A 16,392-nucleotide genomic window follows, 5' to 3' on the forward strand; every position below is an offset into this window, starting at 1 on the left:
GCGCTAGATATGGCCAGGCGCAAGGACAAGCTGAAGCTGGGAGCGTTTCTTCTCTTCACCGGTCACCATGTGGCAGCCTGGCGCCATCCACAGGCGGCCGAGGGGACCAGCCTCGGCGACCATGTTGAACTGGCGAGGCTCGCGGAAGCGGCCAAATTCGATGCGATCTTCTTTGCCGATGGCGTCGCGGCGCGGCTGAGCAATCTCGAGGCTGCCAGCCGCAAGGCGCATAGCGGCGTCTATCCGTTCGAGCCGATCACGCTGCTGTCGGCGCTGTCGGCTGTGACCACCAATATCGGCCTCATCGCCACGGCTTCGACCAGCTATTCCGATCCCTATAATCTCGCCCGCCAGTTCGCGTCGCTCGACCATCTGAGCGGCGGGCGCGCCGGCTGGAATCTTGTCACCTCGTCCGACCCGGACGCGGCTTTCAATTTCGGCCACGAGGCACATATCCAGCACGGCGACCGTTACGATCGGGCCGAGGAATTCGCCGATGTCGTGCTTGGACTGTGGGACAGCTGGGAAGATGACGCCTTCCCGCGCGACAGAGAAAGCGGGCGCTATTTCGACAAGGACAGGCTGCATGTGCTGAACCACAAGGGCCGGCACTTCAAGGTGCGCGGTCCGCTGAACACGCCGCGAACGCCGCAAGGTCATCCGGTCGTCGTCCAGGCCGGCGCGTCCGGCCCCGGCAAGGAGCTGGCGGCGCGCACGGCGGAAGCGATCTTTGCCGCGCAGATCACGCTCGACGAAGCGACTGCCTTCTATGCCGACGTCAAGGGCAGGCTCGGCAAATACGGCCGCTCGGAGGATGATCTGAAAATCCTGCCTGGCATCTTCCCGGTCGTCGGCCGGACCGAAGCCGAGGCGCAGGAGAAATTCGAACAGCTGCAGGATCTCATCCAGCCGGAAGTCGGCCTGGGTCTGGTGTCGGCGCTGGCCGGCGGCTTCGATCTCAGCTCATACCCGATCGACGGGCCGGTGCCGGACCTGCCGGAGACCAATGCCGGCAAGAGCCGGCAGGCGCTGGTGATCGATTTGGCGCGGCGCGAGCAGCTAACGATCCGGCAGTTGTATCTGCGCATCGCCGGCGCTCGTGGCCACTGGCAGGTGGTCGGCACGCCCGAGCAAATCGCCGACACCATGGAAGAGCGGTTCGAGAACTACGGTGCCGACGGCTTCAACATCATGGCCCCGATCATGCCCGGCGGCTTGAAGGATTTCATCGAGCTGGTGGTGCCGGAACTGCGCCGCCGTGGCCTGTTCCGCGAGGAATATGAGGGCAGCACCTTGCGCGACAATCTCGGCCTGAAGCGGCCGGCAAACCGTTTTTCGCGGCATGCCGCAGCAGCCGCGGAATAGGCCGGCAATGGCACGCGATACGCTCTTTCTCATTCAGCCTGGTTTCTCCGACCCGAAACATCCGGGCCGGACATTCGTCTGTCCCTTTTGCAACCAGGTCGAAGGGCTGCTCGCCGCCTTTCCTGATCTCGCCGCCAGACTGGACGTCGAGCGCGTCCCGTTCGCAAGGCCGAGAAGCAAGGTGATCGACGCTCTTGGCGAATGGCACCAGTCGCTGCCGGTGCTCGTCATCGGCAGCAATCCGCCCACTGGCCTGCCGACGGCCAAAGGCAAGGCCTTCTCCGACGACACCAGGCGCATTCTTGCGCTGCTTGCCGAGCGCCACGGCTTCCCGCATCTGCACGAGTGACACGATGACCTTCGATCCCGATACTTCCAATCCATGGATCGCCAAGGCGGTCGAGCTTCGCGATGTCTTTGCCCGCGACGCGGTCGAGCGCGACCAGCTTGGCGGCCGGCCCACCGAACAGATCCGCCTGCTCAAGGAAAGCGGGCTACTCACCATCGTCATCCCCAAGGAGTTCGGCGGCGCCGGCGAACCCTATTCGACGGCGCTGAAGATCGGCCGCGAGTTCTCCAAGGTCGACGGTTCGATCGGCCACATCTATGGCTACCATTTCAGCGCGCTGATCGCCGCCAGGCTCAATTCGGACGAACCGCGCTCGGCCGATCTGCTGCGCCGTTCGGCTGCCGGCGACTGGTTCTGGGGCAACACCGGCAACAGCTTTTCCAAGACGCTGTTCGGCCGCAAGGATGGCGAGTGGACGATCGTCAACGGCTTCAAGCCGTTCGCCTCCGGCTCGCATGTCGCCGACTACCTTTCGACCTCCTGGGAAGACGAGGTCAGCGGCGAGAGGAAGTTTGCGGCGATCCCCGCGGACCGTGACGGCATCACCATTCTCGACGACTGGGACGGCATCGGCCAGACGCAGACCGGGAGCGGCAAGGTCGCCTACAAGGATGTCAGGATCCACGACAGCGAGCTGGTGCGCGGCTGGGTCGACGCGTCGCTGCCGATCCGCACCATCGGCCCGCTGCAACAGCAAAGCGTGCTGCTCAATGTCTTCATCGGCACCGCCCAGGGCGCGCTGCTGGCGGCACGCGACTATACGCTCAACAGCTCACGGCCGTGGATGTATTCCGGCGTCGAGCGCCATATCGACGATCCGTGGATCAAGCGGCAATATGGCGAACTCTGGGTCAAGACGCGGGCAGCGACGGTTCTGGCTGATCGCGCAGCAGCGGCGATCGATCATGCGATCGCCCGCGGCAAGGAGTTGACCGAGCAAGAACGCGGCGAGGCGGCGGTTGCCGTCGCTGCCGCCAACGTGCTGGCGGGCAATGTCGCGCTGGAAGTCACGACCGAGATATTCGAGGTGATGGGCGCGCGGTCGGCGGTGCGCAAATACGGCTTCGATCGCTTCTGGCGCAATGCGCGCATTCACACGTTGCACAACCCTGCAGAATACAAGACCCGCACCGTCGGCACCTGGTACCTGACCGGCGCCTATCCCGAGCCGGGCGTCTTTCGATGAGCCGCGGGCAGCTCCATCTCAACGTCAACATCCTGCATGCCGGCTTCTCGCCGGCGGCATGGCGGATGGACGGCGTCGACCCTTACGCTGCCTTCACCGTCGACCACTATGTGCAGGTGGCGAAGATCGCCGAGCGCGCCAAGCTCGACGCCGTATTCCTTGCCGACCAGGCGGCAATCTCGGATCGCATCGACTATCGTCCGATCACATCGCTGGAGCCGACCATCGTGCTGGCAACGATAGCCGCCGCGACCGAGCGCATCGGCCTGATCGCCACGGCATCGACCAGCTTCAACGAACCCTACAACATCGCCAGGCGCTTCGCGACGCTCGACCATGTCAGCGGCGGACGCATCGGCTGGAACATCGTGACCACGGCCGACCCCGCCTCGGCTCGCAATTTCGGCCTGACGGGTGCGATCGATCATGGCCGGCGCTATGAGCGGGCGGCCGAATTCACCGAGATCGTCAAGGCATTGTGGGACAGCTGGGAGGACGATGCCTTTATCGGCGACGTCGCCAGCGGGCGCTTCGTCGATACCGCCAAGGTTCATGCCATCGAGCACAGGGGCGCGCATTTTTCGGTGCATGGCCCTCACAATGTGCCGCGTTCGCCGCAAGGCCATCCCGTGGTCGTCCAGGCCGGCGGTTCCGATGACGGCAAGGACCTCGCCGCCCGCCACGCCGAAGCGGTGTTTTCCGCATCGCAATCCTTCGATGAGGCGCTCGGCTATGCGCGGGAACTGAAGGCTCGAGCCGTCGCCTATGGCAGGAGCGGCGGTTTGCCGCTCACCCTCGCCGGCCTCGCCACCATCATCGGCAGCACCGAGGGCGAGGCGAAGCGGCGGCAGGAAGAGCTGTGGGACCGCATCCCGCTCGATTACAGCCTGACGCGGCTGTCGGGCGTGCTCGGCATCGATCGCGAGCGGCTGAAGCTCGATGAGAAATTGCCTGACGTCATCCCGTTGCCAGCCAATGGCGGGCACACCTTCTTCAAGGCCACGCTCGCGCTCGCCCGCAACAACGATTTCACCGTGCGGCAATTGATCCGGGCGCTGAACGGCAGCACCGGCCACCGCACCATCGTCGGCACGCCGGAGCAGATCGCCGACGATATCGAAAGATGGTTTGTCGCCGGCGCCGCGGACGGCTTCAATCTGATGCCGGACGTTCTGCCGACCGGGCTGGAAGTTTTTGTCGATACGGTGGTGCCGATCCTGCGCCGGCGTGGCCTCTTTCGCACGGACTATGAAGGGCGCACGCTGCGCGACCATCTCGGGCTCGCCCGGCCCGAAAGCCGTTTTGCGCCGCAGCCGCACGCGGCGCCAGGGCTGCTTGGGGCCACCCATTGAACGATCATCAAACGATAACGGAGCGGACGGTTCTGCCATTAACCTCCACGCCCGGCGAAAATACAGGCCCGACAATGAGCGCTGATCCCGAATTTCTTTGGTACATCCCCAACCATGTCGACCCCGGTCACCGCGGCGAGCCGGCCGTCGTGGACCACAACAGCCTGGAGACGCTGACCAGCCACGCGAAGGCGCTTGAGGACCACGGCTGGAAGGGCGCGCTGATCGGTACCGGCTGGGGTCGGCCCGACACGTTTACCGTCGCGGCCGCGCTCGCCGCGCGGACCAGCTCCTTCGAGCCGCTCATCGCGATCCGCCCAGGTTACTGGCGGCCGGCGCACTTCGCGTCCGCCGTAGCCACGCTCGACCAGCTGACCGCCGGTCGCGTGCGTATCAACATCGTGTCGGGCAAGGACAACCTCGCCGCGTATGGGGACAGCGAAGGCGACCAGAACCATCGCTATGCCCGCACCAGAGAGTTCATGCGGCTGGTTCGCAGACTTTGGACCGAAGAGAACGTGACCTTTGCAGGCGAGCACTTCCAGGTCACCGGGTCTACCGTCATGCCCCGCATCCACGTCCGTGGGAACCGCCGCCATCCCAAGCTCTATTTCGGCGGTGCGTCGGAGGCGGCCGAGCTTGTGTCGGCCAGCGAGGCGGATGTTCAGCTCTTCTGGGGAGAGCCGCTCGACGGCGTCCGAGAGCGGATCGAGCGGCTCAAAGCCTTGAGCACGGAACTTGACCGAGACCTCCCGCCTCTTGAATTCGGGTTGCGGGTCACCACGCTGGTCCGCGACACCACCGGGCAGGCCTGGGCGGACGCCGAGGCGAAGGTCGAGGAGATGGCCAAGGGCCAGGGCGCCGGCTGGAAGGATCACGGTCGGGCGGTAGCGGTGGGCCAGCAGCGTCTGCTCGACCTACATGCGCGCGGCGAGGTGCTGGACGACAATCTTTATACTGCGCCGGGCAAATATGGCGGCGGCGGCGCCGGCACCACCTGGCTGGTCGGCTCGGCCGCCGACGTCGCCCGCTCGCTCGGCAAGTACCGAGATCTGGGCATCACACACTTCGTGCTCTCGGACACACCGTATCTTTCCGAGATCAAGCGGCAAGGCAACCAGTTGCTTCCGCTTTTGCGCAACGGGGCCTAGACGATGTCACAGCCGGCCGCCTTCAGCACCCGCCTTTCCGACGCCGACCTGCGTGGTGAAGCGGCGCTACGGCGGCGTTACCGGGCGCCGCAAAGCGCGCATACCGGAAACTGGAACGAAGCCCTCGAGGCGATTCTTTCGCATCGCTCGGTCCGCAACTATCTCGCCAAGCCGCTGCCTGACGGGACGCTGGAACTGATCGTCGCTGCCGCCCAGTCGGCGCCGACCTCGTCCAATCTCCAGGCGTGGAGTGTGGTCGCCGTCGAGGATCCGGAACGCAAGGCGCGGCTTGCCGGACTGGCGGCGATCAATCGCCATATTGAGCAGGCGCCGCTGCTGCTGGTCTGGCTGGCTGACCTGTCGCGGCTGCGCGCCATTGCCGATGCAAACGGCCGGGCGGGCGAGGGGCTCGACTATCAGGAGAGTTTTCTGCTGGCCGTGATCGACGCCGCACTTGCCGCACAGAATGCCGTGGTGGCGATCGATGCGCTGGAACTCGCCTCCTGCTACATCGGCGCCATGCGCAATCATCCGCAGGAGGTGGCGCATGAGCTTGGCTTGCCGCCGGAAACCGTGGCGGTGTTCGGTCTAACCGTCGGCTATCCCGATCTCCTGGCCGCGACGGATATCAAACCCAGACTGCCACAGGCTGTGGTGCTGCATCGCGAGCGCTACCAATCAGCTCCGCATCCGGACGATCTCGCAGCCTACAACCAGACGCTTCGCACCTTCCAGCAGGAGCAGTCGATGCCCGTGGTCGACTGGACCGAGCTGATGTCGAACCGCATCGGCAGCACAGCGGCGCTGAAAGGCCGCGATCGCCTGGGCGATGCGCTCAAGGCGCTGGGCTTCAAGCTGAAATAGCCGAGACCTGCTTCTCTGCAAGACTAAGGCAGGACTATTCAGCGGCGATGATGGCGATGCGCGCCGGCAGCGCCGCCGGCGGTGTGAAGTCGAGCGCGCCAAGCCTCCGCGCCTCAGCCTTCAACCAGCCATGGAAGCGCTCGACGGTCGCGAGCTTCGCCTTGTGCGGCGTCGTCGCGAAATAATAGGAAAACTCGACCGGCTGCGGCGAGCCGAACGGGCTGACCAGACGCCCCGAGGCAAGGTCAGGCTCGGCCAGCCGGAATTTGCCGAGGCCGATGCCCTTGCCGGCAACAGCCGCGTCAAGCACCAGCGACGACTGGCTAAGCCGTATGCCACCTTCGACAAGGCGGCCGGACAGGCCGTTGGATCGCAGCCAGCCCTTCCAGTCCGGGCAGCTCGGATCGCGTTCCGGTCCCTCCTCATGCAGGATAGGCGCGTCACGCAGCCCCTCAGGTCCGCGATAGAGACCGTGCATGCGGGCAAACTCCGGGCTGCAGACGGGCAGCACCGCTTCCGAAAACAGCCGTTCCGTGACGAGGCCGCTATAGGAGCCTGAGCCGTAGCGGATGACACAGTCGATGTCTTCGCTGGCAAAATCGGCAAGCCTGGTCGATGCATCGACTAGCACTTCGAGGCCAGGCACCGCATCGCGTAGCGCATCAAGCCGCGGGATCAACCATTTGCTGGCGAAGGAAGGGGCGACCGACACCTTGATTGGCGCATCCTCCTCGTCGCCGGAAATGCGTGCGACCGATTCGACAACCACGTCGAAAGCCTCGGTGAGGCCCGGCATCAACGCCTGACCGGCCGAGGTCAACAGAAGCTCGCCGCGGTTGCGCTGGAACAGCGGTTGCCCCAGGTGATCCTCGAGCAGGCGGATCTGCTGGCCGATAGCGGCGGGCGTCACATGGAGTTCTTCGGCCGCCCGCGTAAAGCTCAGGTGACGGGCGGTTGCGACAAAAGCGCGAAGCGAGGTCAGCGGCGGAAGTCTCGCCAGCGTCGGTCGTAGCTTCCTTGTTTTCGCGCGAATGAGATCAACCATGAAGCGCATTCAACACGTTCGGACCGGGCGCGACGAGGGCGGCCTTTGCGCCAAAGCGCCCGGCGGAAAATTTCGTTTGCCGCAGCGTTGCCTCAGCGGGAACGGAAATCTAAGAAATCGCAATGTCTACTATTCTTGTAGAATAAGGTCGGGATGCTGATTTGGGCGGCGACCAGCCTCGCCGGGTCCCAAGCCGGGTCTTGGAATGAAACCGTCGTGCGAAGCGGCGCTTTCGGCAGACGATAGAAAATCATTCTTCCGGTTTTGCAGGCTGGCAGGGATCATTGCGTCGAGGCGCCGGAATGTGTTCGGCCGCCGGATGCAATCCGTTTTCCGGAGCCCAAGACCATGCCTGTCAATCGTCGTCATTTCAACCAACTGCTGTTGCTTGGCGGTGCGAGCTTCGCATTGCCCGGTCTTTCCTTTGCCGCCGAAGGCACGCCCGTTAAGGGCGGGACGCTCAACTGGGCCTACTATCCTGATCCGACATCGCTGATCGCCATCAACACCTCGTCGGGCACCGGCCAAGCGATCGGCCCCAAGGTCAATGAGGGCCTGCTGGATTTCGACTATGATCTCAACCCGAAACCGCTGCTGGCGACGGACTGGTCGATCAGCGATGACGGCCTGCGCTATACTTTCAAGCTGCGCGGGGGCGTCAAATGGCACGACGGCAAGGACTTCACCTCGCAGGACGTTGCCTTCACCATCTTTCGGCTGAAGGAGGCGCATCCGCGCGGTCGCATCACCTACCAGAACGTGACGGCGGTCGAGACGCCCGATCCGCACACCGCAATCATTGTGCTTTCAAAGCCGGCGCCCTATCTGGTCACAGCGCTGAGCAGCTCGGAATCGCCGATCGTGCCCAAGCATGTCTACGAAACGTTCAAGCCGGCGGAACAGCCCAAGCTGGAACAGACGATCGGCACCGGGCCGTTCCTTCTCAAGGAATGGGTGCCTGGCAGCCATCTGATCTTCGATCGTAACCCGGATTACTGGGATGCGCCCAGGCCCTATCTTGACCGCGTCGTCCTGCACGTCATCCTCGACCCGGCCGCACGCTCGGCGGCGCTTGAAACCGGCGAGATCGATATCGGCGCCAATCCCGTGCCGCTGGCCGACATCGAGCGGCTGAAGGCAAACCCTGCTCTGGTCGTCGACACCAACACCTACGCCTATTCCGGCCCGCAGCAGCAATTGTTCTTCAACTACGAGAACGAAATCCTAACCAAGCGCGACGTGCGCCTGGCCATCGCGCACGCGATCGACCTGCAGAAGCTGGTCGACATCGCGCTCTATGGCTATGCGCAGGTGTCGCCAAGCCCGGTCAGCACGGCACTGCCCAAATGGTACGACCCGAGCATCAAGGCGCGCGAGCCCGATCCCAAACTGGCGGAGAAATTGCTCGACGACGCCGGCTATCCGCGCGGCGCCGACGGCACGCGCTTCAAGCTCCGGCTTGCCTACAACGCGTTCCTGCCGGCGTCCTATGCCGATTTCATCAAGCAATCGCTGGCAGCGGTCGGCATCGACGCCGAGATCCTGAAGCTCGATCTGTCGACGTTCCTGAAGACCGTCTATACCGACCGTGCCTGGGACCTGGTCGTGGAATCGCTGTCGAACACCTTCGATCCGACACTCGGCGTCCAGCGCGCTTACTGGTCCAAGAATTTCAAGATCGGCCTCGTCTTCTCCAATGCCAGCCACTATGCAAACCCCGAGGTCGACCAGATCCTCGAGGCGGCGGCGATCGAACCCGACGAGACCAAGCGGCGCGAGCTCTGGTACAAATTCCAGCACATCATCCATGACGATGTGGTGTCGGTCGATCTGGTCGCCGCCGGCGCCCAGATCGTGGCCAACAAGAAGGTCCGGGATTTCGCGCCCGGCGCGCAAGGCATCAACAACAGCTTCGCGCAGATCTGGCTCGCGCCAACCGCCTAGGTGTTTGGATTCCCTTGGCTGGGATCGGTTGTGAAGACACCGATCCCGACTTCTCTTCCATGAAAGACAATCGCGCAAACGCGGAGTACCGACCATGACCATCAACCGACGCCTGTTCAATCAGTTCCTGCTGCTGGCCGGCGCGAGTACCGCGCTCCCCGCTGGAGCATTCGCCGAAGACGCAAAGCCGGTGGCCGGCGGCACGCTCAATTTCGTCTACTACCCCGAGCCCAACCAGATCGTTTCCATCAACACCAGCGCCGGCGGGCCGGCCACCATCGGTCCGAAGATTTTCGACGGCCTGCTTGCCTACGATTACGATCTCAATCCGCGGCCGCAACTGGCCACCGAATGGTCGATCAGCGACGACGGGCTCGAATATGTCTTCAAGCTGCGCCAGGGGGTGAAGTTCAGCGATGGCCATGATCTGACGTCCGAGGACGTGGCCTTTTCGATCTCGCGGCTGCGCGAAGCGCATCCGCGTGGGCGCATCACCTTCCAGAACGTCACCGACATCGACACGTCGGATCCGCATATTGTGAAGATCAAACTGTCGAAACCGTCCGCCGCCCTGATCTCGGGTCTGGCCGCGACGGAATCGCCTGTCGTGCCCAAACACATCTACGAGAAGCTGAAGCCGGCCGACGATCCGTCCTTCGAGCAGATCATCGGCAGTGGGCCGTTCGTGCTGAAGGAATGGGTAAAGGGCAGCCACATCCTCGTCGAAAAGAATCCGACCTATTGGGATGCACCGAAACCCTATCTCGACCGGATCATTTTCCGCTTCATCACCGATCCCGGTGCACGCGCCGCGGCGCTGGAGACGGGCGAGGTCGACATCGGGCCGAACCCGGTGGCATTCGCCGACCTGGAGCGGTTCAAGGCGCTGCCGCAGTTCGTCGTCGACAGCACCGTCTTCGCCTATAGCGGCCCGTTGCACCAGCTGATCATCAATCTCGAAAACCCGATCCTGAAGGAGAAGAAGGTCCGTCAGGCAATTGCGCATGCGATCGACCTCGACGCGGTGAACGCCATAGTCTTCTATGGCTACGGCCAGGTGTCGCCAACGCCGATCAGCGTCGTCAACAAGAAGTATTTCGATCCCGATGTGAAGGCCGCGACGTTCGATACGGCGCTGTCGGAAAAACTGCTCGACGAAGCCGGCTTCAGGCGGGGAGCCGACGGCATCCGCTTCAAGCTCAGGCTCACCAACAATCCCTACAATCCGTGGGGCTATGCCGACTTCCTCAAGCAGGCATTGGCCAAGATCGGCATCGATGCCGAGATCCAGAAGTTCGACTTCGGCACCTATGTCAAAACCATCTACACCGACCGCACATGGGACCTGTCTACGGAGTCCTGCGGCAACATCTTCGATCCGAGCGCCGGCGCGCAGCGGCTCTACTGGTCGAAGAACATCAAGAAAGGGCTGCCGTTCTCAAACGGCGCGCACTACGAGAATCCCGAGGTCGACCGGCTGCTGGAAGCCGCTTCCGTGGAGCTCGACGAGGCCAAGCGCAAGGAATTGTTCTTCAGGTTCCAGGAGATCATCGCTGACGAGTTGCCGATCATCAATCTGATCGCGCCGCCGACCATCATCATCGCCCGCAAAACCGTCAAAAACTATGCGCCGGGGGCCGAAGGCCTGTCGGCAAATTTCGCTGACGCCTATATCGATCCGAACGCCTGAACTCAGCGGACATCAGCAAGAAAAGGGTCGCACCGAGGTGTGGCCCTTTTTCGTTTTCGCCGCTTGTGAGGCTGTAATCTCAGGCTAGGGCACGCAGCCTTGGGCTGGCGCCGACCAGAAGGCCGGCAAGGGCGATGGCCTGCGCCAACTGTTCACTGATGGAGCTTGATTCCCAGGCGACGCCGCGCAGCGGATGGCCGATGGCGAAGAGATTGCCGTGGGTCCTGCCATCGCGGGAAATCACCTGGCCATCATGCGTGGCATCGATGCCGAAGCCGGTTGCATGCGGCCTGACGATGCCGTTTTCGAGCAGGCTGTGAACGAACGGATCCGCGATCCGCCGCCAGTCATGCTCCTGATGGCCGCGGCAGTTGACGACGCCGTCGAAACGCAGCCGTTCGACCACGCCGCTATCGCGCCAGCGGATCTCGGCGGAGATGCCGCCGGCCTCCGGATGGAGTGCCAGCACCCGTCCCGCTCCCCCTGTCCAGCGGCCTTGGTTTCGCGCCAGCGCCACACGCTCAAAACTTGGCGGTGCCGCACGGTGCGCGGTGACATCCCAGAACGCGCGCAGATGGCGTGCGAACTTCAAACGCTCCCTGTCGGTGGCGCCTCGCCACAGAGCCAGGATCCATGGCCGGATCGTCAGCGGCAGCCCTTGCCAGTCCAGCCCGGCGGCTTCGATGGCCCGGCGTTCGGCCTTGACCAGGGCAAGAAGCGTTCTGGCGGTTTTCGGTAGCGGACGACCGGCGAGGAAGTCGCGCCACGCTTCCGTGTTGCGTCGTGGCTCCACGAGCTGCCCCCGGCGCGACACGACGCGATAGCCGCCCTCGAAGCCGCGCGCTTCCATGCTGGCGACAACGTCGACCATGCTGAGACTGGAGCCGATCAGCAGCAATTGCTTGCCACTGGCAAGCCGGTCGAGCGCCGCCGCATCCCAGGGATTGGCGACATAGCGGGGATCGCTGACGATGGCTGCTTCGGTGGCGGATGGCTCGCTCTGGAACACCCCGGTTGCGAGCACGACCTCATCGGCCAGCAATTGCTGGCCATCGCTTGTGCCGACGCAAACTCCGGACGGACCTGTCAGCATGTCGATTGCCGATGCCTTGACGTGGCGCAGCGAGGAACGCCCGTCTGCTTCTCTGACGGCTCTCGTCAGTTCGGACTGGACATAGCTGCCGAACAGCCAGCGCGGCGGGCTGGAGTCCGGGACATCTTCGGGCGGTGTCCAGCCATGCTCCGGCCCATTCGCCACGAGCCAGCGAACGAGATGATCGGGGTCGTCCGGATGCAGCGAAAAGATGCGCGCCGCGCCGTTGACGAGATGTTGCGGATCGACGGTGCTGTAGGCGACGCCGCGACCAAGCTGGGCCCGGCGCTCGATGATGGTGATCGCCAGCGGCTCGGTCGAACGGTCGAGCAGCTTGATCGCGGTAACCGCGCCGGCAAAGCCGCCACCAACGATAATGATTGAGCGCGGGGAGGAGGGGTTATGAAGCATCAAAAACCTTTGCAACGCTGACGGTCGAAGGTTCGGATCCAGCGCGCCGTCACGAGCCATGGTGCTTTCCCGTAACCCGATGTCAAAAAACAATAATTGCCAGCGGGCGAAAGGCATTCTTTCGCTCAGTGGTGCGGGCAGGCGGTAGAGATAAAAAGCATTACGCGACCCGCCTGAGAAACGCTCTCGAGAACACAGATGACTGAAGATCGAAAGATAAGGCTTGGAGCCTTTGTCCGCGGACCCGGCCATCATGTCGCCGCCTGGCGCCATCCCGATGTGCCCACCAATCCGGGCCTCAGTTTTCAGCATTACGCGGATGCCGCGCGCACCGCCGAGCGCGGCCTCTTCGACATGGTGTTTCTTGCCGACAGCCTCAGCGCGCGCAATGGCGAGCAGCCGATCGAGACTTTCGAGCGCACCGGCCATGTCGTGCATTTCGAGCCGCTAACGCTGCTGTCGGCGCTCTCGACTATCACGCAGCGGATCGGCCTCGTCGCGACCGCTTCAACCACCTATTGGGAGCCTTTCCACCTGGCGCGGCTGTTCGCCTCGGTCGATCATCTGAGCGGCGGCAGAACAGGCTGGAACGTCGTAACCTCGGCCGATGCGCCGGCTGCGGCGAATTTCAGCCGCGACCAGCATCCCGTTCACGCCGACCGCTACGACCGCGCCGAGGAGTTCGTCGCCGTGGCGCAGAAGCTGTGGGACAGCTGGGACGACGACGCTTTCGTCGCCGACAAGGCTTCGGGGATCGCCATCGATCGGCACGCCATCCATGCTCCGAACCATGTCGGCCGGCATTTCCGCGTCAAAGGGCCGCTCAACGTCGCCCGCCCGCCGCAGGGCCATCCAGTTATTGTCCAGGCCGGCTCGTCGGATGCCGGCCAGCACTTGGCGGCGCGGACGGCGGAAGTGGTCTTCACTGCCCATCCGACCATCGAATCAGCGCGCGGTTTTTATGCCGAGCTGAAAGGCCGGTTGGGGTCGTTTGGCCGTTCTGCCGAATCCCTGAAGATCCTGCCCGGTGTCTTTCCGGTCGTTGCGGCGACGCGTGCGGAAGCCGAGGACAAGTTCGACGCGATCCAGCGCCTGGTCGATCCGGTGGTCGGCGTGGCGCTGGTTTCGGGCTTGCTCGGCGGCGTTGATCTTTCGAACCATCCGCTCGACGGTCCCTTGCCGGAACTCGGCAGTTCCGATGCGGTGAAGAGCCGCCTGAAAGTCGTTTCCGAATTGGCCGCGAGCCGGAACCTGACCATCCGGCAATTGTATCTCGCCGTCGCCGGCGCGCGCGGTCATTATCAGATCGTCGGCACGCCAAAGGATGTCGCCGACATGATGGAAGAGTGGTTCACCAGCGGCGCGGCGGACGGCTTCAACGTCATGCCGCCGATCCTGCCGACCGGCCTCACCGATTTCGTCGATCTCGTCATCCCCGAACTGCAACGGCGGCGCCTGTTCCGGACCACCTATGAGGGCAGGACGTTGCGCGAGAATCTCGGCCTTGCGCGCCCGATCCGCGGCGCCACCGAACATCAGGAGAGGAAAGCATCATGAGCGCGAACACGATCGATTCGAAAACGTTTCGCCAATGGCTGGCGGATGGCGAAGAACTGGCGGTGCTGGATATCAGAGACAGCGCGACTGTCGGATACGCGTCGCCGCTGTTCGCCACCAATCTTCCTGCCGCTCAGGTCGAAGCGGAGATCGACCGCTTCGTCCCGCGCAAGGCTGTGCGCACCGTGCTGGCCGATGACGGCAGCGGCATTGCCGAGCAACTTGCCGAACGGCTGGCCCAGCGCGGCCGCAACCAGCTTTTCGCACTTGCCGGTGGAATTCCGGAATGGACGAAGGACGGTGTGGAAGGCTTGCCGACCTTCGACACGCCCGGCGTCGATTTTTCGCTGGCAATCGGCGACGAGAGGGGGACGCCGGTCATCACCGTTGATGAACTAGCGGCACTCAAGGGCCAGGGCGCCGACGTGGTCGTCCTTGACAGCCGGACGGTCGCGGAGTTCGACAAGGACCATGTGCCGGGCGCCATCAGCGTGCCGGGCGCCGAACTGGTGCTGCGCTTCGCCGATGTGGTGCCGTGGCCGGAGACGAAGGTGATCGTCTCCTGTGCCGGCCTGCCGCGCGCCATCATCGGCGCGCAGACGTTGATCGATGCCGGCGTGCCCAACCGGGTCGCCTACCTGCACGACGGCACCAAGGCATGGCGCGAGGCCGGCCTTGCGCTCGAAACCGGCAGGACTTCTGCCTATGGTCCGGCCAGTGAGGACGCGAAGCGCTTCGCGGAGGAGCACATCGCAAAACTTGCCGAAAGCGACAGCTTCCCTCGCATCGATGCGGCGACCGCCGCAGCATGGGCCAGGGACGACAAGCGGACAACCTATCTGCTCGACGTGCGCACGCCGGAGGAATTCGCCACAGCCCATATTGCGGGCTCGATCGCGTCGGAGGGCGGGCAGTTGCTCGGCGTCGCCTATCGCACCATTGCCGTGCGCGGCGCCCGTGTCGTGCTGATCGACGATCTGCTCGGCATCCGCGCGGCGACGACGGCTGCACTGGCTGCAGCGGCGCGGCTTCGAGATCGCCATCCTCCTGCATGACTTCCAGTCGTCCAGTCTGGTGGAAGCGGCGTAGAGGCAGGAGAACTGGCGGGCGATTTTAGGGGCCGCTATTCGGCGGCTTCGTTTTGACGGCGGCGACCCGACAGGACATTCTTCTGCATCGCCGTCAGCGAAGACCGCACCGCTTTGGCGCCGTGCTCGAGCATCTTGGCCTCATAGTCCGACAGCGCCTCGAGAAGTGGCTTGTCGCCGCGCTTGGCGGCCATCAGTTCGGGCACCAGCAACCCGGCATCGTAGATCGCAGAGTTGCCGCCGAGCGCGCGGAAATAGGTCATGGCGTGGATGGCATCGCCCAGCAGCGTCACCTGTTTCGTCGGCCATGGCTCGACAGGCTCCGAGCTATGGACGTGAAGCATGGCGACCGTGGACGGATCGGTGTAGCGGATGAGGTTGAGGAGCTCCGGATGCCAGTGGCCGATCTTCGACATCAAAAGGTCGAGCAGTTCCGATCCGGAAAGTTTTGCCAGCGCGTCATCCGTGGCGAGCTCATCTTTCTCATAGGCGGTGTTCCACCAGACATAGCTGGTGGTGTTGTTGAAATGGAAACCGGCAATGTCCTTGTGGGTGTCGTCGTCCAGCCCGATCAGCCCATATCTGTGATAGGCCTCGACATTGACCCGGTGGCTGGTGACCATCAGTCCGTGACCTTCTGTCGGCCTGACGCCGGCATTGTAGTCGAGCAGCAGCGGCGAGATCTGGTGAAGCGCTGCCGCATGAAGCGTCATCTTGCCGGCCAGGCGCCGGACGCCGGTGTCGAAACTCCGCGCATGCGGCACCAACTGCTGGCGCACGCGCGAACGGGCGCCGTCGGCGCCGACCAGCACATCGGCATGGATTGAAGAGCCGTCCTCGAAATGCGCTGTTACCGAGCCGTCCGGCTGTTCCTCATAGCGTGAAAAGACCTTGCCGTAGTGCACGACGTCGTCGAGGCCGGACAGCAGCACTTGGCGCAGGGTGATGCGGCTCACCGATTTTTCGATATGGGTGTCGTCGGCCTCGCCGAGTGCGTTGCCGCCCCAGGCGTCCTCGCCCAACGTCTCGAAATTCTCGTTAAGCAGGATGTTGCGATCCGGCGCCTGGCCGAGCGTGGCAACAAAAGCCTCGTAGGGGTCCGTCGGCAAATTGGCGATCAGCGAATCGATGCCGCGCTGGCGGATGCGCAGCCGGAAACCCTGGACATAATCGGCGCGGGCGCGATCTTTCTCGAAGACCGCGACATTGATGCCGTTCTTCTTCAGGCCTTGCGCCAGTGTCAGGCCACCGGGGCCTCCGCCGATGATGGCGACTTCGACACGGTCAGATATCATGA

General features: G+C 63.7%; 12 protein-coding genes and 1 pseudogene. 10 read left to right on the forward strand and 3 right to left on the reverse strand.

Translation table 11 applies throughout. The annotated features are described in order from the left end of the window. Window positions 1-9: 9 nt before the first annotated feature. The 6 genes from NKH23_RS23370 (at window position 10) to NKH23_RS23395 (ending at window position 6,267) form a co-directional block, all read left to right on the forward strand. Entirely contained in the window at window positions 10-1,365 is a 1,356-nt protein-coding gene (locus tag NKH23_RS23370; RefSeq protein WP_352910205.1) for an LLM class flavin-dependent oxidoreductase, read from the forward strand. Between the two features lie 7 nt (window positions 1,366-1,372). Further along, a complete protein-coding gene (locus NKH23_RS23375) occupies window positions 1,373-1,714 on the forward strand; it encodes a DUF3088 domain-containing protein (protein ID WP_353035420.1) in 342 nt (113 codons plus the stop codon). A 4-nt stretch (window positions 1,715-1,718) separates the two neighbouring features. Beyond that, on the forward strand, window positions 1,719-2,900 hold the full coding sequence (locus NKH23_RS23380; protein ID WP_353035422.1) for an acyl-CoA dehydrogenase family protein: 1,182 nt from the start codon (window positions 1,719-1,721) through the stop codon (window positions 2,898-2,900). Then, entirely contained in the window at window positions 2,897-4,252 is a 1,356-nt protein-coding gene (locus NKH23_RS23385; RefSeq protein WP_353035424.1) for an LLM class flavin-dependent oxidoreductase, read from the forward strand. The genes NKH23_RS23380 and NKH23_RS23385 overlap by 4 nt, the downstream gene beginning before the upstream one ends. A gap of 74 nt (window positions 4,253-4,326) precedes the next feature. After that, window positions 4,327-5,403 carry an LLM class flavin-dependent oxidoreductase gene (locus NKH23_RS23390; RefSeq protein ID WP_353035426.1) on the forward strand — a complete coding sequence of 359 codons (1,077 nt, stop codon included), beginning with the start codon at window positions 4,327-4,329 and terminating at the stop codon, window positions 5,401-5,403. A gap of 3 nt (window positions 5,404-5,406) precedes the next feature. Beyond that, window positions 5,407-6,267, forward strand: coding sequence for an NADPH-dependent oxidoreductase (locus tag NKH23_RS23395; RefSeq protein WP_353035428.1), 861 nt, complete (start codon window positions 5,407-5,409; stop codon window positions 6,265-6,267). 34 nt (window positions 6,268-6,301) lie between these two features. Here the strand turns inward: NKH23_RS23395 and gcvA are convergent, their stop codons facing one another. Beyond that, window positions 6,302-7,312, reverse strand: coding sequence for a transcriptional regulator GcvA (gene gcvA / locus NKH23_RS23400; RefSeq protein WP_352910219.1), 1,011 nt, complete (start codon window positions 7,310-7,312; stop codon window positions 6,302-6,304). 348 nt (window positions 7,313-7,660) lie between these two features. Here gcvA and NKH23_RS23405 point away from each other — a divergent pair, with 348 nt between their 5' ends. Further along, on the forward strand, window positions 7,661-9,256 hold the full coding sequence (locus NKH23_RS23405; protein WP_353035430.1) for an ABC transporter substrate-binding protein: 1,596 nt from the start codon (window positions 7,661-7,663) through the stop codon (window positions 9,254-9,256). A 94-nt stretch (window positions 9,257-9,350) separates the two neighbouring features. Beyond that, window positions 9,351-10,946: an ABC transporter substrate-binding protein gene (locus NKH23_RS23410; protein ID WP_353035432.1), complete on the forward strand. Its 1,596-nt coding sequence runs from the start codon at window positions 9,351-9,353 to the stop codon at window positions 10,944-10,946. Between the two features lie 79 nt (window positions 10,947-11,025). On the opposite strand, the gene NKH23_RS23415 is transcribed toward NKH23_RS23410, so the two are convergent. Beyond that, window positions 11,026-12,450 carry an FAD/NAD(P)-binding protein gene (locus tag NKH23_RS23415; protein WP_353035434.1) on the reverse strand — a complete coding sequence of 475 codons (1,425 nt, stop codon included), beginning with the start codon at window positions 12,448-12,450 and terminating at the stop codon, window positions 11,026-11,028. Window positions 12,451-12,648: 198 nt separating this feature from the next. Between NKH23_RS23415 and NKH23_RS23420 the strand changes: the two genes are divergently transcribed. After that, window positions 12,649-14,007, forward strand: coding sequence for an LLM class flavin-dependent oxidoreductase (locus NKH23_RS23420; protein ID WP_353015069.1), 1,359 nt, complete (start codon window positions 12,649-12,651; stop codon window positions 14,005-14,007). After that, window positions 14,004-15,096 (forward strand): annotated as a pseudogene (locus NKH23_RS23425) (rhodanese-like domain-containing protein). Before NKH23_RS23420 ends, NKH23_RS23425 begins: the two are co-directional and overlap by 4 nt. 34 nt (window positions 15,097-15,130) lie before the next feature. Here the strand turns inward: NKH23_RS23425 and NKH23_RS23430 are convergent. Beyond that, entirely contained in the window at window positions 15,131-16,390 is a 1,260-nt protein-coding gene (locus NKH23_RS23430) for an FAD-dependent oxidoreductase (RefSeq protein WP_353035436.1), read from the reverse strand. Window positions 16,391-16,392: the final 2 nt, after the last annotated feature.

This window comes from Mesorhizobium sp. M1328 (assembly GCF_040318075.1).
Lineage (GTDB): Bacteria > Pseudomonadota > Alphaproteobacteria > Rhizobiales > Rhizobiaceae > Mesorhizobium.

Excerpts from the sequence above, each read along its gene's own strand:
- NKH23_RS23370 (WP_352910205.1), top strand. The coding sequence starts at position 10 with ATGGCCAGGCGCAAGGACAAGCTGAAGCTGGGAGCGTTTCTTCTCTTC.
- NKH23_RS23375 (WP_353035420.1), top strand. The coding sequence starts at position 1,373 with ATGGCACGCGATACGCTCTTTCTCATTCAGCCTGGTTTCTCCGACCCG.
- NKH23_RS23380 (WP_353035422.1), top strand. The coding sequence starts at position 1,719 with ATGACCTTCGATCCCGATACTTCCAATCCATGGATCGCCAAGGCGGTC.
- NKH23_RS23385 (WP_353035424.1), top strand. The coding sequence starts at position 2,897 with ATGAGCCGCGGGCAGCTCCATCTCAACGTCAACATCCTGCATGCCGGC.
- NKH23_RS23390 (WP_353035426.1), top strand. The coding sequence starts at position 4,327 with ATGAGCGCTGATCCCGAATTTCTTTGGTACATCCCCAACCATGTCGAC.
- NKH23_RS23395 (WP_353035428.1), top strand. The coding sequence starts at position 5,407 with ATGTCACAGCCGGCCGCCTTCAGCACCCGCCTTTCCGACGCCGACCTG.
- gcvA (WP_352910219.1), bottom strand. The coding sequence starts at position 7,312 with ATGGTTGATCTCATTCGCGCGAAAACAAGGAAGCTACGACCGACGCTG.
- NKH23_RS23405 (WP_353035430.1), top strand. The coding sequence starts at position 7,661 with ATGCCTGTCAATCGTCGTCATTTCAACCAACTGCTGTTGCTTGGCGGT.
- NKH23_RS23410 (WP_353035432.1), top strand. The coding sequence starts at position 9,351 with ATGACCATCAACCGACGCCTGTTCAATCAGTTCCTGCTGCTGGCCGGC.
- NKH23_RS23415 (WP_353035434.1), bottom strand. The coding sequence starts at position 12,450 with ATGCTTCATAACCCCTCCTCCCCGCGCTCAATCATTATCGTTGGTGGC.
- NKH23_RS23420 (WP_353015069.1), top strand. The coding sequence starts at position 12,649 with ATGACTGAAGATCGAAAGATAAGGCTTGGAGCCTTTGTCCGCGGACCC.
- NKH23_RS23430 (WP_353035436.1), bottom strand. The coding sequence starts at position 16,390 with ATGATATCTGACCGTGTCGAAGTCGCCATCATCGGCGGAGGCCCCGGT.